The sequence below is a fragment of the Acinetobacter sp. MYb10 genome (genome assembly GCF_002980175.2).
Lineage (GTDB): Bacteria > Pseudomonadota > Gammaproteobacteria > Pseudomonadales > Moraxellaceae > Acinetobacter > Acinetobacter guillouiae.
In genome coordinates this window covers 4083971-4107819 of record NZ_CP058272.1, presented here as the reverse complement: position 1 = coordinate 4107819, position 23849 = coordinate 4083971, and the positions used below count along the sequence as shown (strand labels likewise).

At 40.0% G+C, this 23849-nt stretch carries 19 protein-coding genes; 9 read left to right on the top strand and 10 right to left on the bottom strand.

The features are described 5' to 3' along the window. Nucleotides 1-153 precede the first annotated feature (153 nt). The 3 genes from CQZ96_RS19130 to CQZ96_RS19120 all read right to left on the bottom strand — a co-directional run bounded on the left by CQZ96_RS19130 (nt 154) and on the right by CQZ96_RS19120 (nt 6568). Complete coding sequence (locus CQZ96_RS19130) at nt 154-1347, bottom strand: LLM class flavin-dependent oxidoreductase (RefSeq protein ID WP_105713542.1); 1194 nt, start codon at nt 1345-1347, stop codon at nt 154-156. 17 nt (nt 1348-1364) lie between these two features. After that, nucleotides 1365-3692 carry a TonB-dependent receptor gene (locus CQZ96_RS19125; protein WP_339485318.1) on the bottom strand — a complete coding sequence of 776 codons (2328 nt, stop codon included), beginning with the start codon at nt 3690-3692 and terminating at the stop codon, nt 1365-1367. A gap of 263 nt (nt 3693-3955) precedes the next feature. Beyond that, nucleotides 3956-6568 (bottom strand): TonB-dependent receptor, encoded by a 2613-nt coding sequence (locus CQZ96_RS19120; RefSeq protein ID WP_105713674.1) that lies wholly within the window; start codon nt 6566-6568, stop codon nt 3956-3958. 283 nt (nt 6569-6851) lie between these two features. On the opposite strand from CQZ96_RS19120, the gene CQZ96_RS19115 reads away from it, so the two are divergent. Continuing rightward, entirely contained in the window at nt 6852-8441 is a 1590-nt protein-coding gene (locus tag CQZ96_RS19115; RefSeq protein WP_096734859.1) for an ABC transporter substrate-binding protein, read from the top strand. A gap of 324 nt (nt 8442-8765) precedes the next feature. On the opposite strand, the gene CQZ96_RS19110 is transcribed toward CQZ96_RS19115, so the two are convergent. The 4 genes from CQZ96_RS19110 to CQZ96_RS19095 form a co-directional block, all read right to left on the bottom strand. Next, nucleotides 8766-9170 (bottom strand): ExbD/TolR family protein, encoded by a 405-nt coding sequence (locus CQZ96_RS19110; RefSeq protein WP_004717481.1) that lies wholly within the window; start codon nt 9168-9170, stop codon nt 8766-8768. Then, nucleotides 9170-9910 (bottom strand): MotA/TolQ/ExbB proton channel family protein, encoded by a 741-nt coding sequence (locus CQZ96_RS19105; RefSeq protein WP_105713541.1) that lies wholly within the window; start codon nt 9908-9910, stop codon nt 9170-9172. Before CQZ96_RS19105 ends, CQZ96_RS19110 begins: the two co-directional genes overlap by 1 nt. Nucleotides 9911-9937: 27 nt before the next feature. Further along, a complete protein-coding gene (locus CQZ96_RS19100; RefSeq protein ID WP_105713540.1) occupies nt 9938-10765 on the bottom strand; it encodes an energy transducer TonB in 828 nt (275 codons plus the stop codon). A 191-nt stretch (nt 10766-10956) separates the two neighbouring features. Further along, entirely contained in the window at nt 10957-12090 is a 1134-nt protein-coding gene (locus CQZ96_RS19095) for an LLM class flavin-dependent oxidoreductase (protein ID WP_105713539.1), read from the bottom strand. A gap of 315 nt (nt 12091-12405) precedes the next feature. On the opposite strand from CQZ96_RS19095, the gene CQZ96_RS19090 reads away from it, so the two are divergent. The 7 genes from CQZ96_RS19090 to tatC all read left to right on the top strand — a co-directional run bounded on the left by CQZ96_RS19090 (nt 12406) and on the right by tatC (nt 17372). Continuing rightward, complete coding sequence (locus tag CQZ96_RS19090) at nt 12406-13479, top strand: ABC transporter substrate-binding protein (RefSeq protein ID WP_105713538.1); 1074 nt, start codon at nt 12406-12408, stop codon at nt 13477-13479. Between the two features lie 3 nt (nt 13480-13482). After that, a complete protein-coding gene (locus CQZ96_RS19085; protein ID WP_004717490.1) occupies nt 13483-14322 on the top strand; it encodes an ABC transporter permease in 840 nt (279 codons plus the stop codon). Then, nucleotides 14322-15110, top strand: a complete 789-nt coding sequence (locus CQZ96_RS19080; RefSeq protein ID WP_105713537.1) for an ABC transporter permease — start codon at nt 14322-14324, stop codon at nt 15108-15110. Before CQZ96_RS19085 ends, CQZ96_RS19080 begins: the two co-directional genes overlap by 1 nt. Nucleotides 15111-15140: 30 nt before the next feature. After that, complete coding sequence (locus CQZ96_RS19075; RefSeq protein WP_004717493.1) at nt 15141-15896, top strand: ABC transporter ATP-binding protein; 756 nt, start codon at nt 15141-15143, stop codon at nt 15894-15896. A 96-nt stretch (nt 15897-15992) separates the two neighbouring features. Next, nucleotides 15993-16208, top strand: a complete 216-nt coding sequence (locus tag CQZ96_RS19070; RefSeq protein ID WP_004823388.1) for a Sec-independent protein translocase subunit TatA — start codon at nt 15993-15995, stop codon at nt 16206-16208. Nucleotides 16209-16221: 13 nt separating this feature from the next. After that, nucleotides 16222-16638, top strand: a complete 417-nt coding sequence (gene tatB / locus CQZ96_RS19065) for a Sec-independent protein translocase protein TatB (protein ID WP_004823389.1) — start codon at nt 16222-16224, stop codon at nt 16636-16638. Continuing rightward, nucleotides 16635-17372, top strand: a complete 738-nt coding sequence (tatC, locus tag CQZ96_RS19060) for a twin-arginine translocase subunit TatC (protein ID WP_105713536.1) — start codon at nt 16635-16637, stop codon at nt 17370-17372. The genes tatB and tatC overlap by 4 nt, the downstream gene beginning before the upstream one ends. Nucleotides 17373-17414: 42 nt before the next feature. On the opposite strand, the gene CQZ96_RS19055 is transcribed toward tatC, so the two are convergent. Continuing rightward, entirely contained in the window at nt 17415-18485 is a 1071-nt protein-coding gene (locus CQZ96_RS19055) for a sigma-54 interaction domain-containing protein (RefSeq protein WP_004717502.1), read from the bottom strand. 317 nt (nt 18486-18802) lie between these two features. Here CQZ96_RS19055 and CQZ96_RS19050 point away from each other — a divergent pair, with 317 nt between their 5' ends. Then, the gene (locus tag CQZ96_RS19050; RefSeq protein ID WP_004717504.1) at nt 18803-19894 is read left to right on the top strand and encodes an LLM class flavin-dependent oxidoreductase; all 1092 of its coding nucleotides are present in this window, start codon (nt 18803-18805) and stop codon (nt 19892-19894) included. Nucleotides 19895-20021: 127 nt separating this feature from the next. Here CQZ96_RS19050 and CQZ96_RS19045 read toward each other — a convergent pair whose 3' ends face one another. Beyond that, nucleotides 20022-21284: a lipase family protein gene (locus CQZ96_RS19045; protein ID WP_416377029.1), complete on the bottom strand. Its 1263-nt coding sequence runs from the start codon at nt 21282-21284 to the stop codon at nt 20022-20024. A gap of 52 nt (nt 21285-21336) precedes the next feature. Beyond that, complete coding sequence (locus tag CQZ96_RS19040) at nt 21337-23829, bottom strand: TonB-dependent receptor plug domain-containing protein (RefSeq protein ID WP_105713672.1); 2493 nt, start codon at nt 23827-23829, stop codon at nt 21337-21339. Nucleotides 23830-23849 lie beyond the last annotated feature (20 nt).

The window sequence follows — 23849 nt, the reverse complement described above, 5'->3', positions numbered from 1 at the left end:
TGAGGCTTTATGTCGTTACATGATTTAAACCATTACAGGTTTTCTGTTCAAAGCTTCAACGACAACCCACAGTATTTTTTATCGGTATAAAAATGAATATAAAAAAGCCAAGACTGGTTTAAAAATCTTGGCTTTAACCTGTTGCAATGGAAGTTAGGCGATACGATATTTTGCCTCTTCAGAAATACGCTGTAATGCCTGACGCTGTTTTTTGAAATAAGGTAAAACATGTTCGCCAAGGCGATAAGCTTCTTCTAAATGTGGATAGCCCGCCAAGAAAAACAGATCAATCCCAATACTGTTATATTCTTGAATCCGCTCGATAATCTGCGAATAACTTCCCACTAAAGCAACACCTGGTGGAATACCAATATAGCCAAAGCCTGACCAAACATTGGGATGAATAAAGAAATCATCGACGTTTTTACTGCCTGCTTTTTCACTATATTCTTTTTCAAAACTCAATACACGTGCCGATCTCAAACCTGCATGTGCAGCAGACGCATGTAAGCGTTGTTTTTCAGCAGCTTCATCCAAATAACGTTGTGCCTCTGCCAACGCTTCTTGTTCACTACGGCGTGCAATCGTATCAATGGATAAGCCGAATTTAATATTATCCCGCCCATATCTCGCAGCACGTTTGCGCACATCAGCAATCAATTCAGCAATTTCACTGGGTTTTTCAGCACGCATTAAATAATAATCAGCATGCTTCGCACCAAACTCACGGGCAGCTTCAGACGATCCTGCCGTACAAATGATCGGTAGTTCAGCTTTATTGAGGGGATATTTTAAACCGCCACCTTCAGCAGAATAATATTTGCCCTGGTAATGGAATGATTCATTATACCAATACCCTTTCACCACATCTAAAAATTCAGTCGCACGGATATAACGGTCATCGTGCGGAGTAGCATCCCCAACTTGGCGCTGAATAACCTCAGAGCCACCATTGATAATATTCCAGACCAAACGATTCCCTGTGGCACGCTGATACGTTGCTGCACTTTGTACTGCATTATAAGGACTAAAATGATAAGGCTGGAATGCAGTCACAAAGTTTAACCGCTTGGTTTCTCTTGCCAATAAGGAACACACTGTCCACGGTTCTTCACCTGTAGGTGCATTCACCATCAGGGCGCCTGCAAAACCATTGATTTCAGCCGCGCGAGCCACTTGGCTAAGATAGTCGATATAGGTAAAGTCATCACCGACTTGGTAATTCGATGTCGCACCAGTATTGTCTACACCCGCGACACGTGACCAATCACCACGATTGCGTGGATCGCCTGCTAAGTACTCTGCTTCACCATGTAGTGGTAGACGGGTAAAAAATTCAATTCCCATGATGTTCTCCGTATAACTTAGAATTTAGCAGTCAGAGAAACACCAACTTGACGTGGGTTTCCATAAGTTAAAACATATTGTCCAGCGGGCCCATTTGGACGGCCATGTACTTGATATTCTTCATTCAATAGGTTTTTAACGTAAGCATTGACTTGGTATTTGTTATTTGCGCTATGGTAGCCAACATTGGCATTCCATAAGGTATATGCTTTTTGGCTTAAGATTGGATCTACCGAATAGTCTTGACGGTTTACGAGGAAAAATTCACGGTCACGATAGCTGGCATCTGTACCTACAACAACACGAGCACCATCATTGAGATTAAAGGTATATTCTCCACCCAGACCGACAGTGTATTTTGGCGAACGGACTAGACTGTTGCCTGTATTATCTGCATTAACCACATTGGTTACTGGGTTTTTATCGACGAAATCGGTATATTCGCTGTCAAGATAAGCACCAGCAAAACGTAAACGTAGATTTTCAGTCACTGAATAATCTAATTCTAATTCAGCACCTTTAACTTCAGCTTTTGGTCCATTGGCGAGAACAGAGGTCACACCGCCACCTTGTCCCTCTGTTGCAACCAGTAAATTGGTTTGAATATCTTTATAGTCATAATAAAAAATATTGGCATTTGCGATTAAATCTCCGTCCAATAACGTAGACTTTAAACCAAGTTCATAACTATTTAAGTATTCAGGATTCACGTCGGCAAGTTGGGTTAAACTGCTGGATAAACCAGTGTTAAATCCACCTGAGCGGAAACCGCGTGCGAATCTAAAATAAGTATTTAAATTAGGATTAATTTCATATTCTGGGGTGATGTCATAGGTCAACTCATTCCAAGTTTTATTGCGACTTGTTGACCCATTTGCATTTGGAGTTGGGTTATAAACTGCATTGCTATAGCCATCTTTTTTCCACCAACTGCCTTTTGTATAGTCTCCCGTTGTGATCTGAGTCAGATTGAGATCAATATCTTTTTCTTCACTGGTCCAACGTAAACCACCTGTCACTTTAAATTTATCTGTAAATTTATAAGTACTGTTACCAAAAAGTGCAAAGCTTTGAGTGGCTTGGTTATAGGTTATATCTCTAAATGCTGGCGTAGACGCAGTTTGAGAAGCAGCGCCATTTGGCAATGTTTTATTGACACGTGCACTGACTCCAGTGGAATCTAAATCCTCATTGAAATAATGAAATCCTGCAATCCAACTTAAGCGTTTTTCAGCATCAGAAGCGATACGGAACTCTTGGCTATATTGACGCCATTCATTATCACTATAGCTTCGTGCGACATCATAAGGGGTGTAATCACCATCTGAAATCGACTTTTGTGTGGTCTTATCAAAAGCAGTAATCGAAGTAAAGCTATATCCGCCCCCCAAATCTCCAGTTAAGGTTAATGACGCGCCATCATGCTGAATCTTATTGTTTTCATCTAAATCTAAATTGGTGTCTCGTCCTTTAGGTCTTTCATAAATACCCCAGTATTTACCCACGCTTAAGGAACCATTACTGCCTAAACCATTATAAGTTTGGCTGTGTAGATTGACCAAAGCATCCCATTCATCATTGATTTTGCCTAGCACTTGGAAGCGAAAAGATTTTTTATCCACGTTGCCATAATCTTCACCATTGGCAATATTCTTTGCATATCCGTCACGGTCTTCAGAGTAAAAAGCCCCGCGCACCGCAACATTTTCTGAAATTTTGCCGTTGGCAGCACCTTCAAATGTTCTTAGGTTATGATCCCCTAAACCAATGGTTGCATATCCATTGGATTTATCTGAAAAATTAGGCTTTTTAGAAATATAATTGACTGCACCCGCGGTGGTGTTTTTCCCATAGAGCGTACCTTGTGGACCACGTAAAACTTCTATACGCTCTAAATCAAACAAGTCACCTGCACCTGCAACTGGCGCATTTAAGTAAACCCCATCTGCATACACGCCAACAGGAAATACTGTCGATGCAGCCACATCTCCCGTACCTAGACCACGAATATACCAACGTGGACGACTGTCCCCATCTGGGTTTTCAGCTGCAGCATTTGGTGTATAGGTTAAAACATCCCCAATAAAAGTAGAACCTTTCGCAGCCAAGTCCTTACCCGAAACAGCAGTAATTGCAGTTGGAACTTTCTGAATATTTTGCGCCCGATATTGTGCAGTGACGATCACATCACTTAATTTTTTGACATCTTTGGCTTTTTCAACCAGTGCTTGTTGTACTGGTGTAGTCTCGATCTCTTCATTTGCAATAGCCAGTGTTGAAACACTCGCCGTTACGCCCCACATAGCAGTTAAAATACTCTGCCTAATTTTTGTAACCTTAAACATGGTGACTCCATTTAAATAAATCTATTCTTGTTATTGGCAACTTTTGTGCCATTCTATTTATTTAAATATTTTCAAAGTGTTATATAAAAAATCATAAAAAAAATATTTATTTTTGCTGATAGATAGACATTTTTAATTGTCGTATTGTTGTTATTTCAACATTTTGCTGCTTTTTATTTTTAATGATATCTACTAAGAGTAAATTTATAAAAAAGCCATACAAAAGTATGGCTAATGCAATCAAAAATAAAAATCTGTTTAATTTAGAATTTATAGCTAAATTGTCCTTGTACCGTCAATGGACGCATTGGCTGTAAAAACTCGCTATTTGCACCAGCTAAACCATTTACGAAATTACGCTCATTGGTCAAATTAAGAATATTTAAGCCTACTGTCCACTGCGGTTGACGATAATAAAGTCCCAAATCTAAATTATAATTATTGGGTACCTTTACGGTCTGACTTAGATTGGTATACCAGTTACTTGTCCACCAGCCCGATAAGTTTAGTCCAAAACCTGACTGGTGCTGATAATCCACATAAGCACTTGCAGAATATTTAGGAATGCCTGCTGCATCATAACGTCCTGCTTTGCGTTGGTTTAAAGCATTGCTATCGCCCCATACCGTCGCATTGTCTGCATGGAAACCAAAAGGTGAAAAACCAGCCGGAATAATGGAAGAATATTCAGCATTGAGATAGGTTAAGTTTGCCCCAATCGCGATATTTTTTTGTAGCTGCCAACGTAATGATGATTCAAGGCCTTTGATTTCAAAACGCGCCATATTGCCATTGGTATCAGGTGATAAATCGCGCTTCTGTTCAAAACCACTGAGCGTTAACAGAAGTTGATCAGTGATCGGCTCGTATTTCACTCCCACTTCTTTTAATTCACTTTGGCTGTCAAAAGCCAAAGGATTTAGCTGATTTCCAGCGCCCCAAATTAAAAATGGACCAAATACACCCGTATTCAAAGCTGTACTTTTATCATAAGTAAAATATAGGGTACTTTTTTCAGTAGGTTTAATAAAGGTACTGGCTTGATAGCTGAGCAAACTATATTTATTGGAATCTGAGCGGACATCTGTAGGGACTAAAACCAGTGGATTCTCTAATTTTGCTTTTATAGAACTGTGGTTAATTCCCAGATTAATCCCAAAAACATCATTAAAGGTAAAATTTTGCTGTGTAAATACGCTGTAAGTGTCCCAAAAGCCTGTTCCTGTATAAACTGCACCACCTCCATTGGGAGGAAAACCGCCTTTTTCAGCATATAAGCCATGACCCACAGGGTACATTCGAGGTAGATTTAAATAGCCAAAATACTGCGAATACTGTGGAACACCAGCCTGCCCAATCCAGCTTCCAGTCGAACCGCCATGATTGACCAACCCCAATAAATCTCCAGGGTTTTTCTGTGATGGATCATTGGTTAAATCATAAGGATTGATATTAAAACTATTGTTTGCTGCGAGAGAGGTAAATTTCTCATGCCGATAAGCGCCACCTGTACTGCTTTTATTGTTGATTTTGACACCCAATAGCTCAACGTCATGATCGCCTAAAACCTCTAAGCGGTTATCCAATAATTCATGATCCAAATCGGTAAAGAAACTCCCAACAGAATCACCCAAATCACGACTCTTTTGATATAGCGTACTATTGGCCACAGACCAATTTTCATTGATATCTTTGACCAGTTTAAATTGTGTGCTAAAGCGCTTTGCACTGTTTTTATCTTCACCCCGCCCAGAAACATCATCATCTAATTTGACTAAGCCATTGCCTGCGATTGATGGATCATAGACCCAGCCTCGAATTGTACCCGCTTGATCAGCAGTAGAACTTGGCAAAGGAGAAGTCTGTACTGGACCTACAGCAATATATTGATTTTTGTCATTCTTCTGCCGAGTTTGCCAACCAATCACTTTAGAGTGAGCTGCACCAGACTCAAAGACTGGAGACCAAAAGTTTGAACCGTTTTGAATAATCGGGGTCGCTCTGCCTTTATAGTAAAGCCCTTGATCAACGGATTGTTGTGTCGCTCTGTTCCAACCATGCGTCACATTAAAATCTGAATAATCGTCATAACTGATATTCCAGTCAACCCGTAGACTGTCATCTGGACGCCAAGCCAAAGCACCATAAAATGCATTAAAATTATTTTTTACATTGTCATAATAGTCATCTGTTCGTTGTGCTGTTGCACTGACACGAAATGCCAATTCTTTAGAAATAGGTGCAGTATGATCAATACTGACTGAGAAATTAGGCTCAGCACCTTGCCCTGCATAAATTGAACCCACTGATCCCGAAATCGTGGTTTGTGCTTTATTAAAATTCGGTTTTTTGGTGAGATAATTAATATATCCCCCTGAACCTGACGTCGGTGCAAAAATTACCCCCGTTGGTCCTGCAACAATATCAGCAGCTTCATAGGCATTTAAGTTGGTCGGATGTCGGGTACTGTATATTCGTTGGCTATCTTGAAAAACTTCGGAGTTTTGCCCTCGTATCTGTGGCGCGAAATTGGCATTTTGCCCACCTCCTCTGGTGATACTTGGAGCATACTTAACCAAATCATCTGCACTACGAATAACATCTTCACGAAACTGTTGTTCTGATACTTGTGAAACGACACGTGGGGTATCTAATACAGAACTATCCGTTCCATAAATCGAAGTGACTTTACGCTTGGGGAGAATGGTGGCTTTTTTATTTGCTCCTGTCACTACAACATCGGCTAAGGTAATTACATCACCATTAGAATCCTTGGCTTGCTCTGAGGTTTCTTCAGCAAAAATAGCGCATGGAAAGATTGCCCCAAATAGCCCTAGCGCAATCACCAGTGGCTTTAATTGAAAGTTCTGTTTCATATCACACTCAGTAAAATACATTTACACTGCGTTACGCAAAGCCTATGCCAATCTTTAAATAGGCAAAACTCAAATATAAAACATTGATTTTTATTACTTTTAAATAGCCCTCATTGATATACAGATTTTATTCATGTTTATTTTTTCAACAGAAATGCTGAAAAAGCAACAGTGACAAAAAACACAACGCTTATAATCAATTGATAAATATTAGAAAAATATAAAAAAGAATTGGCATTCATTGTGCAATCTCCTCTGAATACGTTCTAACTGAGTATTTTTAATGACACATGAAACCTTGTTACTCTCACGTCGAAAATTTTTAACCCAAAGTCTAACTGCACTAGGTGGCGTTTCTTTAATCAGTGGTTTATCTGCTTGTGGACAATCTCCACAACCTAGCGCTGACTCCCAAAGTTCACTTTCCAGTACCCCTAAGCATGGTGGAACAATTCGATTAGGGCTGATTGGTGGACAACAATCAGGTAGCCTTGACCCTCACCTTTCAGCTTCAGGAAGTGGGATTACCCGTGGATTTGCGATTTATAATAAGCTCTGGGAATGGGACGAAAACATGCTTCCTCGTCTTGCTTTGGCTGAATTTGCAGAACCTAATCATAATGCCAGCGAATGGACCATACGACTGCGTAAAGGTTTAGAGTTTCATCATGGTAAAACCGTCAGCGCAGATGATGTCATTTTTTCATTGAAACGATTAACAGATCCAAAGCTTGCCTCACCTTTTCGAAATCTTGTGCAATGGATTGATCGTGATCGTATCCAAAAATTAGATCAATATACAGTACGCATTCCTTTTATTAGTTCAATTGCTGGCTTTGTGGCGCTGCCTGAAACTTGGGTCAATTTTGGCGGTATTGTCCCCACTGATTTTGATCCCATTCATAACCCTGTGGGCGCAGGTCCTTATAAAGTCAAAGAATTTATCCCCGGTCAACGTTCTGTCTTTACTCGGTTTGAAAACTATTTTAAAGCAGATCGGCCTTATGCAGATCGTTTTGAAGTCATTGACTTTAAAGATCAAGTTTCTCGACTAAATGCATTATTGGCAGGACAAATTGATCTTGCAAATGCGATTTCACCTGAATACATTAAAATTTTAGAGCAAGCAAAACATATTCAAACGGTTCGTTCTCAAACCAATACCCACAATAGTTTTGACTTTAATACTCAACAGGCACCATTTAATGATCCCAAAGTCCGCCAAGCATTTCGTTTAATCGCCGATCGTCAAGAGCTGATACAACGGGGTTTAAACGGTCAGGGACGCATCGCCAATGATTTATATTCGCCACAGGATCCAGCATTTCTAAATTTGCCACAACGTCAACAAGACATTACAGAAGCCAAGAACTTATTGGCTCAAGCGGGCTTTAAAGATGGCTTAAGCGTTGAACTGATTACCCCCGTTGGCAACGCCCAACCTGCCCTGATATTTGCAGAACAAGCAAAGAAAGCCAATGTCAGTATTCGGGTCAAACAAGTTGATTTAGCCACATTTAATGGACCTGATCGAAGTAAATGGCAATTCTCCAGTAATGCAACCAACGTGGGTACACCGTATTTATCCACTGCTGTAGTGAATGATGCGCCAATTTCAACAACCAATCGTGTCAACTTTAAAGACCCAGAATATAGTGAGCTGTTTTATAAAGCACTGGCTGAACCCGATTTAGCCAAGCGTAAAGTGTATTTGGCTCAGGCACAAAAAATTCAACATGAACGCGGTGGAATGCTGATTTGGGGTTTTAGCCATAGCATAGATGCTGCATCGAAACAGATTGGAGGATTAGCGGCAGAACACACTATTTTCCCAACGTGGCGTTTTGAGAAATTATGGAACAATCAAGCCTAAAATAAAATTTACAGAGCCTTAACACCATCAAGCGGCTACTGTAGTCAGCGATCTTCTGACTTTTCAAGGACGAAAAGTCAATCCAGTATGGGGCTCTAATGATGCATCCCGACTATTGCTGCCCAACACAAAGACCTTAATGTTGCTGATCAAAATTGTGAATAACACATTCATTTTGTACACATTCAGTTTATAAAAATCAGGCTTATATAAATCATGCTTATACAAAGTAATAAAATTTGAACGCTGTTTTAATTTTAACTACTCATATTTTTAGGCACTAAAAAAGCTGCCGTAGCAGCTATTTCATTCAGCATCCAAAGACTACTTGGGTACGGTAATCACAGATAATTTTTCTACCCCTACTCGCTCAATACTGGCAAGTAATTTTGCAACTGTTCCATAAGGAATGGTCTCATCGGCATTTAAATTCAAAGCCAATTTAGGGTTACTGTTTTTACGTGACTGAATCTCTTTTTCAAAACTTGCCAAAGTTACTTTATCCTTGTCAAGGAAGATTTCTCCTTGCGGATTAACACTAATGACAACCGCTTTATTCTGATCCGTTGACTGCGTCGGTGCAGCCTTGGGTAAATTTACTTTCACGGTATTGGTTAACAGGGGTGCTGTAACGATAAACACGATGAGTAAAACCAGCATCACATCAACCAATGGCGTAATGTTAATTTCACTCACCACATCATCTTCTTGGGAGGTTGAAACGGCCATTATGCAAACACTCCTTTTTCTTTGACTTCTTTACTGGATGCATCATGATTGACTACAGTATTTCCAGTGGTGTTTTTTGGCTTAGTGACAGGTAACTGAAAACCCGCTTTTTGATTTAAACTGACAAAATCAGTAGCAAAATCATCGAGGTCTGCACCGATGGTTTTAACTTTACGTATGAAATAGTTATAAGCCAACACAGCGGGTACCGCCACAGCAATACCAATACCTGTAGCAATCAATGCCTCACCAATTGGCCCTGCAACCACATCCATACTTGCATTACCTGAATGTGCAATGGCCTGTAAAGCATGAATAATCCCAAACACTGTTCCAAATAGTCCAATGAACGGTGCGTTATTGCCAATCGAAGCCAATAATGCAGAACCTTTTTCCAATTGACGACGTTCAGTTAAAATTTGCTTGCGTAAATGACGCTCTAATAGATCCTGACGACTCCAACTGTTTTGCAAATCTTGATGAGTCTTCTCATCTGCCTCAATCAAGGTTTGAAAACCGGCATTTGCAACACGGGCTGTAGGGCCTTCACCTTGTTGTGATTGAGTCACTGCCTCAGGCAAATTTTTGGCTTTCCAAAAGGCTTCGACAAAGACCTTACTTTGCTTGCTGGCTTTCTGTGTCTGTACCACTTTAACCACGATCAACACCCATGTGACGATGGAGAAAGCAACCAATAACCAGATTGTGCCGTCATGGATCAATGAATTTATGTCTGTCATGTAGATATCCTCTTAATTTAAAATAGTTTATTTCGGTAATTGATAATGAATTGGAACATCAACCCAACCTTCGACAGGTGTTTTACCTTTTAAGGCCGGTGAAAATTTCCATTGCTTTACTGTTCTTACAGCCGCGCTGTCTAAAAGTTTTTTGCCGCTACTTTGTTTAACCGTTACGCTATCTGGGCTACCGTTTGGCAATACTTTGACCCTTAAAATCACCGAGCCTTCCCAACCACGTTCTAAGGCCTGTTCTGGGTACTCTGCTGCGGGGTTGCTTAGATAACCTGCATAACCCTTGGCTTCTGTCACAGGTAAATTGTCATCAGTAGGCTTCACTGGTTCTGCTGTTTTTGGAGCAGGTTCAGCGCTCAGTTTTTTGCTTACAACAGGTTCCTCAGTTTTTTGAACTGTGTCTTGTGCAATGGGTTTTACAATCGGTTTGGCTTGCTCCACAGTTTTTTGAACAGGTTTCGGCTGTTCGATAGGTTTCGCAATCGGTTTTGGTTTTTCGACCACAGGCGGAATTTTGGGTTTTTGCGTCACTGGTGGAATTTTAGGTTCAATGACTTTAGGTGGTTCCACTGGTTTGACAATTTCAATCACCACGGGTTCTGGCTTTGCAATGTCCAAAGCTGGTGTCGGTAATTGTTTTGCGATATACCAAATACCCAAATGTGCTGCAGCAACCGCAATGATCGCGATCCACAATTTATTCAATTTTGCTGGAGGTGATTGACTCACATCCAAACGATGTCGTGTAAATGGGTCTGATATGCCAGTTGCAGTTGAAGCAGATGCATATTGCCCAAATAGCAACGCCCGCTGATGGGGATTAAATATTCGTTCACTCATGGCAATTTAAACTAAAAAATAAAATACTGTATTGAAAATTGCACAAGTCATGCCAACAATATAAGCTACTAATTTTTATAAATTTAATTAAAAACACTCTTTGATTTTTCAGCAAAGCTGTTGGTTTTAAGACAGTTCTATGCTGTTGAAACAACAAGATCCCTCTGATATCTCAAAGGGATCTAAACTTATTATTTTAATTTATATCCAACCAAGGGTAAGACTTCTTCAGCAACCCGATACGCTTCTTCCAAATGTGGGTTACTGGCGAGAATAAAATGCCCAACGCCAATGTCGATATATTCTTGTAAGCGCTGTGCCACTTGTTCATAACTCCCCACTAAAATACAGTTTGGCCCACCCCTTACATTTGACATACCAGCCCAAACATTTGGACTGACAAATAAGTCTTCAAAACGATTGCCTTGTGCTAAGGCCTGCTGACGTTTTGCACCAACCGACTCAGTATCTTTACGTTCAAATGCATTGCCATCAACAGCGATGGTTTCATACATCTGTTTAAGCTCTTGAAGCGCTTGTTCCTGTGTGGGGCGTGCCAAAATATCAATACGCATACCAAACTTTACCTTATGGTCTGGGGTATTTTGTGTAAGGAAGGATCGCGCCTGTTCAATCACTTTTTTCTGCTGTTCAACAGGTTCACCCCAGGTTAAGTGGATATCGGCATGCCGACCTGCAACTTGCAGTGCCGCTGGACTAGCTCCCGCTAACCACAAACGAGGAACGTCATATTGATTCATTGGATATTTCAAACCACCTTGTTCAACGTGGAAAAACTTTCCATCATAGTCAAAAGGTGCCTGATGCGAATACCCTTTTACAAACTCTAAAAATTCATTGGTTCGCGCATAGCGCTGATCATGTTCAATAAAATCACCATAGGCTCGTTGCTGTGCCCCACCGCCACCTGAGATCACGTTCCATTCAACCCGTCCCTGACTGAGACGCTGCAAACTTGCTGCCATTTGGCTTGCGTATGCAGGATGGATAAACCAAGGTTGAATCGCAATCAATAATCGGAGTCTTTTGGTTTCTCTTGCCAATGCCGATGCCAGCACCCACGGTTCTTCAGTATGTGGAAAAGCAGGAATCAATGCGCCGTGAAAACCTACGATATCTGCGGCTTTTGCTACCTGTTGTACATAATCATAGTAGGCAAACAATTCATCTTGATGTTGAGGTGCCACACGTTGAGGGGATTGTACTGCTGGGCTCAGCTGGTTCCATTCACCTCGTGTATGTAACTGATGTGCTCGACGACCATCCCCATGCACAGGGATTCTCCATAAAAATTCAACAGACATAATACTTCTCAATAATTTAAAGGTTTTACACGCTATCGTGAGTGATACAACTCATGAGCAGAAACCATGCCGTTTTTTATTCAATATTGAATTCATCTATATTGTTGTTTTATCTAAATATTATAAAAACCCAGCTAAACATGGTGTTGAAATTTCAACACTTATCCATCCAATACTGTCGGTTTCACAACATAACCTGTTTGATCCATTCAAATAACACCAATCATAAAAACATAACAAACTGATTTATATAAAATAATTATTTTGGCTTGGTTCTTGCTCTATCCCCTTATATTTCTAGATTTTTATGATGATATGCGTATTTTTTCTGGTCTTTTTTTAAGTTTTAGTCTTTTAGGATTGGTTGCTTGTGGCGTACACAAAACCGAAGATCCAAACCAAAGTAAAACCAGTCAACAACAGCTTCGTATTGCGGTTGTGGCCAATGGAACTTCTGGCGGTCTGGACTTTATTGGTGTACCACAACTTATTGCACAGGACCCCATTTTTCTAAAAGCATTAAAGCAGAAAAATATTGAATTAAAGTGGGAACCTGTAACCACTGCGGCTGTGGCCACCTTAGTCAATGAAAGCTTTATCAACAATAAAATTGATTTTGCTTTTTATGGCAATCTTCCTGCGGTAGTACTCAATGCCACTGGTGTTAGAACACAAATTGTCGTCCCTGGCGGAGTCGGTAATAATGTTTATTTGGTGGTTCCAGCGGATTCACCCATCAAAACCATTGAGGACCTCAAAGGTAAAAAGATTGCCTTACATCGTGGTCGTCCTTGGGAAATTAATTTTGCTCAATTGATACAGAGCAAAGGTTTAAAGCTTAAAGATTTTCAAATCATCAATCTCAATCCACAGGCGGGAGCTGCTGCTTTATCCGCTAAAAGCGTCGATGCATTTTTTACCTTAAGTGATGCGCTCACTTTACAAGATCGCCATCTTGGCAAAATTATTTGGTCATCGCAAAGTCTACCCGCTGACTGGAAAATGCGTGCTGAACTATGGGGACGCAAGACTTATCTGGATCAACATCCAGACACAACCCAACTACTTGCTGATGCGACAGTACGGGCAATGCAGTGGATTTCACAGCATCAAGATGAATTCCAACAAAGCCAAACCAAATTTGGTCAGCCTCTAAGTGTGATTCAACGCGAAAGTCAAAATACCAGCAGTAACTGGCAACAAGATTGGTCACCTGAGTACCAAGTGGATTTTCTTAAACAGCATTATGCAAAAGTCATCGACCATGCTGTAAAAAACCAATTGATTCAAACGCCAATCAAAGCTGAAGAGTTGCTCAATGCTCAGTTTACCAGTCAAGCCATTCAAAATTTACAACCACTTGATATTCAACATAAGCAAGGAAACTAGGTCATGAAAATCCTCGTAAATCCGCTTATCGAAAAAAAAATCGTGGCGATCAAAGCACCATTATGGAGGCGATTGTCTTCTGAGCAGGTCTATCGCTTGCTCTCATTCCTTTCACCCATCTTGGCGTTACTGGTTTGGCAATTGATTAGCTATTTACAGATTTTTCCAACCCAAATTTTAGTGCCACCTATAACGGTATGGCAGACATTTCTTGCCTTGTTGCAAAGTGGTGAACTACAACTGCATTTAAAAGATAGCCTTTCTCGACTGCTGATGGGTTTTTCAATTGCGGCCACCTGTGCGATTTTGTTTGGCATTGCCTATGCATCTCTCACCTCTTTCCGAAATTACACTTATATTTTGTTCAATATCCTTTATCAAATTCCAATCTTTGTGCTTATTCCTATTTTTATTTTGGTTTTTGGAATTGGTGAACTATTTAAAATTTTACTGATTATTAAAGCCTGTTTTTTTCCAATCGCACTCACAACAGCTGATGCTGTTAGAAATATTCCTAAAAAATATATTGAATTGGGCCAGATCTACAAATTAAAAACTCCAGCATGGTTGAGATACATCATCATCCCTTGCATCCTCCCACCATTAATCGGTGGACTGCGGATTGCTCTAGGTCGTGCTTGGTTGATTTTGGTGGCCGTTGAATTACTTGCTGCAGGCACTGGCATTGGTCAAATGATGGAGCTCGGACGACAAATGTTACGTTTAGACGTTGTCATGGTCGGAGTTTTTATTACAGGAATCATTGGTTTTGCTTTAGATAAAACTTTACGTCAGCTCGAACAATATCTTGTATCACCTGCATTGAGTTCAAGGGGGAAATAATGTCACAGCATCCACTGAACTTAAAAAGTGCTTTTGCGCAACCACTGATCTTGATCAAAGGTCTGCTGCTCCCGCTCCTTTTACTGGCTTTATGGCAATACAATTCAAGTTTAGGCGCCAGTCATGCCTATGCATTTGTGCCTTTACAGAAGGTGTATTTTGCTTTTATTCAGCTGCTTGAAACAGGTGAATTATGGTTAAACACATGGGGAAGTCTTAAAAAAGCTGGACTGGGGTTTTTACTTGGCTCGACAACAGGGCTACTACTCGGTGCCTTACTTACCTATTCAAAAATTTTAAATGCCTTGGTTTCACCATTATTTAATAGCATTCGCCAAGTACCCTTACTTGGTTTAACCCCATTGATTGCACTGTGGTTTGGCAATGGTGAGCAGGCAAAAATCTTTATTATTGCGCTTGCTTCTTTTTTCCCGATGGTGATTAACAGCTTTCAAGGGCTAAGTCATTATGACCAGAAATACAGTGAAGTCGCTCGTATTTACAAATTATCTTTTTGGCAGGAATTTAAAAAAATCCGTTTCCCTCAAGCTCTCCCATATATTTTAACGGGGTTGAATTTAGCGGTGCCTTTTACATGGATTACCACAACTGCCAGTGAGCTGTTATTCAATGCTGGTGCAGGCTTAGGCAATTTAATGATGAAAGCTGAAATCAATGCCGAAATGGATATTTTGTTGGTGTGTGCAATCACGGTCACCCTCAGCGGTATTGGCATGACGCTTTGTATTCACTTGATTTCTAAACGACTACTGCAATGGCGTGTTTAACTGAATCACCCATCTCATCAGGATATTGATATGAGCTTTTCCTTACTCTCGATTAAAAAACTCAATAAATCATTTTATCGAGATCAACAAACTTTCACCGTATTAGATGGTATTCATCTCGATATTCAACAAGGAGAATTTATTTCTATTGTCGGAAGCAGTGGCTGTGGTAAATCGACCTTGTTGCGCTTAATTGCAGGATTAGATAAAGACTATCAAGGTGAGATTTTACTGAATCAAACACCAATACAAGGGACAGATTTAAAACGAGGTTTAATTTTTCAGGAGCACCGTCTATTGCCTTGGCTCAGTGTTTCCGAAAATATTCATTTAGCGCTCGAAGAAACCGACTTAAGCCGTGCCGAAAAAAATGCCCGTGTGGCAGAACATCTTACAATGGTGGGTTTAAAAGGTTTTGAAAATGCTTATCCACATGAGCTATCGGGTGGTATGGCGCAGCGGGTAGCGATTGCACGAGGCTTGGTTAATCAGCCTGATATTTTACTTTTAGATGAACCCTTTGGTGCTTTAGATGCAATTACACGTAGCCATCTGCAAACTGAATTACAACGTATTTGGCAAGATCAAAAGATCACCATGATTCTAGTTACACATGATATAGAAGAAGCGGTTTATCTGGGTGATCGCGTGATCGTAATGTCTGCTCGACCAGGAAAAATTAAAGAAATCATTCAAGTTCCTTTGACCCATCCAAGACATAAAGACAGCGAATTATTATTTAACTATCGTAATCAAGCACTCAATATGCTGGACCATAGCGCATAATGAAATCGAATATTCATCGATATAAATATTATTTAGAAAATATATTCAAGCATGATATTTATACCAACTAGTTTTAAATTATTAAGGAAATATGAAATGGGTTTATCAATTTGGCATATATTATTATTTGCCGTGATCGTTATTTTATTATTTGGTACATCAAAACTTAAAAACTTAGGTAAGGATTTAGGTGGTGCAATTAAAGATTTTAAAGACTCGGTTCATTCTGATGATCAAAAACTGTCTGAAACAAATCAGCCTAAAGAAATCCATCATCTCGATTTAAATAAAGAAAAAAACACTAACCGGTGAGTACTAAATCATTATGTTCAATATCAGTTTTGGTGAACTCTTGGCTTTTGCTGTTATTGCACTGATTATATTGGGACCTGAAAAGCTCCCTCAAACATTAAGGGTGGGATTACTTAAATACAGAGCCCTTAAAAATAATCTTAACAAAATCCAGCTAGAGTTAGAAAATGAACTGGAATTGCTTGAACTAAAAAGGATCATGCAAGAAGAGCTGCTCAAAATAAAACAAAACGAAGAGCTGCTCAAACAGCAGCTTGCACAAATGCAACACGAAATCCAAAGTGTACATAGCGCTGTTGCTATAGCACATCAAGCGCCCCCTTATCCCACACATGATTATGTTTATCAAATCTCTGCGCGTGAATTAAAAGTACCCTTTTTAATTTACACAACATCATCCAATATCTTGCGTGAGGATCAAGCTGCATGACCGAACAAATACTCAGTGAAACACTCACTGAAATGAAATATAGCGAACATTTAAAAGAGCTTAGAAAGCGTTTGATCTATAGCATTGCTACAGTCTTAACTATTTTTTTACTATTATTGCCCCTTGCACAACACAATTATCATTTTTTGGCTCAACCCTTAATATCCCGATTGCCTAAAAATTCAACCATGATAGCTACAGATGTGATGAGTACATTTTTAGCGCCCTTTAAACTCAATATTTATTTTGCAATTTTATTGGCGATTCCCTTTATTCTTTATCAATTCTGGCGCTTTATTGCACCTGCTCTATATCAAAGTGAAAGAAAATTTGGCATGGCGCTTGTGCTCTCCAGCATCGGTTTATTTTATCTTGGCATCTTATTTGCCTATTATTTGATTCTGCCTTTGGCGTTAAACTTCTTTGTCTTAGCTTCACCAGATAATGTTTTACCGATGACTGATATCAACAGTTATCTTGATTTCTGTCTCAAGCTTTTTCTGGCTTTTGGTATCGCCTTTCAAATCCCTGTACTGACCTACATTCTTATTTTTATTGGTATTCTTTCTATTCAACAATTGGAACATTACCGTAAACACATCATTGTTTTGTTTTTCTTTATCGCAATGTTTATTACACCCCCTGATATTTTTAGCATGCTTGCACTGGCAGTACCAATGTGGCTTTTGTTTGAACTTGGTTTATGGATCACAAAAATGACCAGCCCAAAATAAAACATCCATGGGTAAAATGGATGTTTCTATTGCACAGCCCAATTAAACAATTTCATTTTTATTTGGTAATAAATTATATCTTGATAACAAATTACGTAAAACATTGCGCGACAGTCCTAACATTTTTGCAGTCTTAACCTGATTATTCCAGCAACTTGAAAAAGCGGTATTGACGATTTTATCTTCAATGATGTGCCATGCTTCACCATCATATTCTTGAAATAAACGCTTGAGTACATCCTCAAACTCTTGAATCAAATCATTATCTGGTAAAACGCTTGAGCCACCCTCCTCTGAAAACCTTAAATGTTCAATATCAATGGTTTTGCCACCACTGATGAGCAGTGCATAATGGATATTATTTTCAAGCTCACGGATATTTCCCGGCCAACTATAGTTGAGTAGCGCATTTCTGGCGCGATCACTGATGTTGGGTTTCGGCGTAATCATCTTTTGCGAATAGGAGTTTAAGAAAAAATCCACCAAAGGCAAAATGTCACCCTTACGCTCTCGCAATGGTAAAATATTTAGCACAACCACATTTAGGCGATAGTATAAATCTAAACGGAATTTATTTTCCGCGACAGCTTTACGCAAATCAACATGTGTACCAGACAAGATGCGTACATTAATCGGGATCGGTTTACGTCCACCGACCCGAACAACTTCCTTTTCTTGCAATACACGTAACAGTTTTACTTGCAAAGACAACGGCAACTCACCCACTTCATCCAAGAACAAAGTTCCGCCGTCGGCTGTTTCAAAAATACCAGGGCGTGTCTTATGCGCACCCGTAAATGCGCCTGCTTCATAACCAAACAATTCAGATTCTGCAAGTGTTTCAACTAAAGCACCACAATTGACAGCAAGAAACGGCTTATTTTGGCGATCACTTTTCAAATGAATTTCACGTGCGATTAATTCTTTACCTGTACCTGATTCACCTTGGATGATCACACTGGCAGAACTTGGTGCAATGGTTTCAACTTGGCTTAATAGCTTACGAGAGTTTTGATCAGAAAATATAATCGCTTTTGCTCTTATTGGCTTAATTGGCACACCATTATCAGGCAAGGTAATTACTTTATAATCATTATCCAAATAGGATTTCATAATTAACCCTTTAAATAGCTGAGGAGGATATTAAAATAGAATAGTACAATTCTATTACAAAGCTGATAAATAATAATTACAGATATTTAATCCTAAATTTATATATTGAATGATTTAATAGGCGTTTTTGCTTATGCATTTATAATCAATATATTTCTATTTTTATGCAATGTTGCTTTTTAAACAATATGTCTGTCAATTGATCATATATAAACAGCTTACAATAATATTTTTTAAAAAATTATATATTTTATCTCGCCTCTCTATTTGGCATCTATTTTGCTCTTTTATTTAAAATTTACAGCATAGGTTAAATGATGAGCATAGAATTTGTGGGTATGGTTTTTCCAAATCAATGGTCTGAAACCAAAGGAACCCGAATTGGTCATAAAATTGATCTCGAATATTTACGTTATCATGCTCGTGCACATGAATATGCAGGTTTTGATAAAGTTTTAATCGCCAATGGACCAAGTAGCCCTGATAGTACCCAAATCGCAGCTTATCTGGCACAACAGACTGAACGACTTGGATTTATGATTGCACATCGCCCTGCGCTGATGACGCCTAATCTGGCTGCACGTTCCTTTGCCACACTGGACCATACCACTGGCGGAGGACGCATTCGTTTACATGCCATTACGGGAATTACCGCTGAACCGCAAGAAGGTGATTATATTGTTGATAAAATTCAACGTTATGAACGCACGGGTGAATATCTAGATATCATCCAAAAGCTTTGGAAAAGTGAGCAACCGATTCACTATGAAGGCAAATACTTTAAACTGGAAAATGCTTTCTGCCCTTTAAAACCGGTCAATGGAACTTCTATTCCGATTTCATTCGGTGGTTCTTCGGATATTGCCTACGATATCGCAGTGCGTCATGCAGATCTTTATTCGCTTTGGGGTGAGCCTTTAGCGGGCGTGAAAGAGCAGATAAATAAACTTAAAAAGGCAGCAGAAGCAGCCAATAAACCCCAGCCGCAGGTCAGTTTATCAGTACGTCTTATTATTGGGCCAACAGAACAACTCGCATGGCAACGAGCACAACAAATTTTAGCTGATATTCAGCAAAATCCAACGTTCCAAAATAATGGCTCACTTTCGGGACATAAAATTAAAGGCGTAGGTTCACAACGGTTACTGGCAGCAGCACAACAAGGTGATCGCCATGACCGAGCCTTATGGATGCCAACTGCAAGCGCAGTTGGGGCCTATGGTGATACCACCGCCCTTGTCGGAACGCCTGATACGATTATTGCCGCATTACTTGATTATGTAGATCTGGGCGTCACCACCTTTTTAAATCGTGGTTATGATCCAATTTACGATACTGTGGACTATGGTCGTTATATTATTCCTGCGGTACGAGCTGAGGCGGCCAAGCGAAACAAACAGATTGCCTAAGTCCTCAAGCTAAATAAAAACCGCTCATTTAATCGGATTGAATGAGCGGTTTTTATTGCTTGCTAATTTAAGGTCTTGTCATAACCATGAGCATCATTATGAGGGATGGTTATTTTCTTCTGATTTTCTATTGTAAATCTGGTTTGCAAATGGACTGAATCTTCTCCCCTGCAATCACCTTTTTGGCAAATGGAATAGAATCTTGTAGGGAAGCATTCACTGTCTCACTATGTCCCAATCCATGATACAAATGCCCTTCAACGACTGTACCTGCCTTACATGCATCCGCCACCAACTTCATTTGATTACGTGCATCTGGTGTACGATCATTTGCCCCAGTGCCAATAAATAATGGATGATTGATTTTTAAGGTCGGGTAATAACCATAATCATTGGATTGTTTTTCCTGTAATTTTTTATAGATCGATGGTGGATTCGCCTTATAGGCTTGCGCAGGTGAAAGTCCTGCTGTTTGAATATCTCCCATAAAACTGGTCAAACAGGCATTTCTTGCTTGTTCCACCAAAGGCACTGCTTCAGCGGTAAAAATATCTTCAGTTTTGATTTCAGGAAATAAGCTTTGCGTCACTAAAAAACTATAAATACCATATGCTAAGGATGGACTGACTTCATAAGGATTTAACTTTAACTGATTCTTTTCAGCTGTTACCTCTGGGTCCTGATAAATCACCCCTGTGCCAATAGATCCTTTAATATTTAACTCTGGTGCATAGGTTGCTGAATAAGCTGAAGCTGAAACAGCCCCCGCCCCACCTTGAGATTGCCCCACAATAACAAAACGATTTGCTAGAGGTAATTTCGTTTTAAGCGCAGCTCGACCGCTGTCTAAAATACTATAAGCAAGCATTGGATTATTGATCAGCAAGTGCGGGCCAGCCACACCAAGTCCTTCATAGTCAGTTGCTACTACAGCGAATCCTTCTTTTAACCATCGGTTTAAATATTGTACATCTCGATAAGATCGTCCATTCCAAGAAGGTGCGCAGGCATCTGCTAGACCAACCGTACCATGTGCCCATAACACAACAGGCCAACCTTCTTTCGGTGGCGTACCTTTAGGAAGATGTACTGTCCCAGAAACCACAATGGGGGTCTTACTATCCCGTCCACTTGTTGAACTATATAAAATACGAATGGCCGTACTATCATTGTCCAAACGGATATAAGGGTTGCTGATGTCCTCTGTCTTTAAGAGTTTTCCAGCTTGTTCTGGAATCGCAGCTTTCCATGTATAAAATGCTGAAACACGTCCATCCCCATAACGATCTTCAGGCTGAGGGGCTTGCTGGGCATTTGCCATTCCAGCAGACGTTAGTATGCTTGCGACAAAAACGGATTTAACCACATTAGATATAAAAGTATTTTGCATTTTCATGACCTTGAAACCTATTTAAAAACTGTTTTAAAATTTATTTTTTAATTTAAAAGTCGTAACTTACACGGCCATATAAATACGTTCCAAAGGCACCTTCTGGCGCATTAAAACTGTATTTGACGATGTTCCCTACAGATGAGTCTTTGGCTTTGTCTGGGTAACTGTTAAATAAATTATTTGCGCCCAGATTGAATTTTAGCCCTTTTACCCACGCATCTGCTTTGTAGCCAAAGTCCAAATCAGCAATCCATTGCGGATCAAAGGTCTGATCCAATGAAGCATTGGTATTATTTAAAGTGGTCCATTTATCATAACGACGGACTGCGGCATTGATACTCCACGCTTGATTTGACCAAAGTGCCCCCAATGCTAATTTGGTTTTTGGCGCTGTAGATTCAATTAGGCTTTGGGTATTTCGACCAGCAATACTGGAGACTGGAATTCGCTCACCTTTTGCAGTGATTGAGTCTCGGCTGTCAGTGATTTTATTTTTATGATAAGCCAAACCTAAATTCAGCTTTAACTTGCCATATTGTTCAAGATCAAGATCATGTTTTAATGCGAACTCCAAACCACGTGTTTGCGTATCTAATAAATTATTAAAAAACGCCACATTGGCAATATTTGCATACGGCGTATTTGCAAAAGCATTATTGATCACGCTGCCAGTAATATTGTCAGAAAGTAAAATACGATTTCGAATATCGATTTGATAAAGATCTAAAGTTGCAGAGGTATTGATAAATGGTTTGAGTACCAAACCTAAAGAATAATTGGTCGATTTCTCAGGCTTAAGTGAAGTTCCACCAATCAGTAAAGCCGCTTCACTTCCCGCAACTAAAGTCCTTTGCTGTACATCTTGCCAACCTGTCGGAGTTTGCACCGTTTGTACACTATAAGCAGAGTATCCTTGCTGGGCTAATGACGGTGCGCGATAACCTGTATTGACAGATCCACGAAGAGTCAACTGCGGAGATATATCATATTTGGCAAAGAGTTTGCCGTTGGTTGTCGAACCAAAGTCTGAATATTTTTCTGTTCGAATAGCAGCACCAACATTTAAATCTTTTACAATATCGGCTTCGAGATCCAAATAAATGCCGTACACATCTCGACTAATTTTGCGTTGGTCTTGATCTGTAATACCCGCGTATATACCTGGGATACCCGTACCTAAAGCCGTACTTGGATTAAAATAGGGTCCACGGGTATAAGCAATGGGGTCGCCTGCATTTTGTTTATATTGTTCCCAACGGTATAGCGCTCCCGTCGAAACAGTCAATGGACTGGCTAAACCATCAATTGCAAAATCACGACTATAGTCCAGTCCTGTATTGAGTTGGGCAAAAATGTTTTCCCCTAAATCATAATGAGAAGGTGAATCTGCACCATAACTTGGGTTAATGCCATTGCCTTGTTCAGTGCTGACTTTGTTTTGTCCATAAGTGGCATACAGGTCATATTTTCCTGAAGTCTGGTTGCCTTGTTTAACCCCAAACGTGGTCGCAAAATCATCCACACTGACTAAACTCAAAGGTGAGCGTCCATCAGGATAACGTTGCTTAAAATAACTGGATTGATTCAGTACTGTTTTGGTGGTTGGAGGTTCATAAAAATTTTCCCCGATGGTCTTACGATGCCCATAACTACTAAAACCATACAAGGCAATTTCATCAGTTAAAGGTAAATCTAAATTCGCAGTGATATTGATTTGGTCTTTTTGTTCAGGAGAACCAAATTTCCAAGTTCTAAATGGTGTGTTCTGCTCGGTATATTGGGCTTGGGTTGAACCATCATAAAATGTTCGCGTATCTGGTGCAGTATTACTTGCAGCTTCACGCTTTCCTAAATCTACGGCAACAGTTAAAGCACCATCATTGGGTAATTCAAAGCCTTTCCAAAGATTGATTTTATGCTGTTCACCATCCCCTTGTGTATAGCCTCCAGTTTGATAACTCACGCCACCACCATGATCACGTGATTTCAATATAATGTTAACCACGCCCGCGATCGCGTCAGAACCATATTGAGCTGCGGCACCATCTCGTAAAATCTCTATACGTTCAATGGCACTAATCGGGATTAGGCTTAAATCTGTTACCGCAGCACCTCTCCCCCCAGCATACGCTTGTCGAGTGAAGTAAGCCGCTGTATGGCGACGTTTACCATTGATCAAAATTAAGGTTTGATCTGCAGATAAACCTCGCAATGCAATACTCGGCGGCACCGATGCACCAAAACCACCCGCAGGTGATGTTGGTAAACTCACTGACGGCGATAAGCGTGTTAATGCAGCTGCAAGATCACCTGCCCCTGTTTCTTGTAGTTCTTTGGCTGTCACAATGTCTACTGGAGCAGGAGCCTCTAAAGCACTATTGATAGCTCGCCGAGAACCCGTTACAACAACTGATTGCAATGTCACGACATCCTCTTTTTCTGATACAGGCCTTTGTTCATTTGCCAAAGTGATTGAGGCGGTAAGTGTACTGAACGCAAAAACAGAAGAATGAAGAATGAATTGAGAAAAATATTTACGCATATAAGCTTCCTTAACGATCT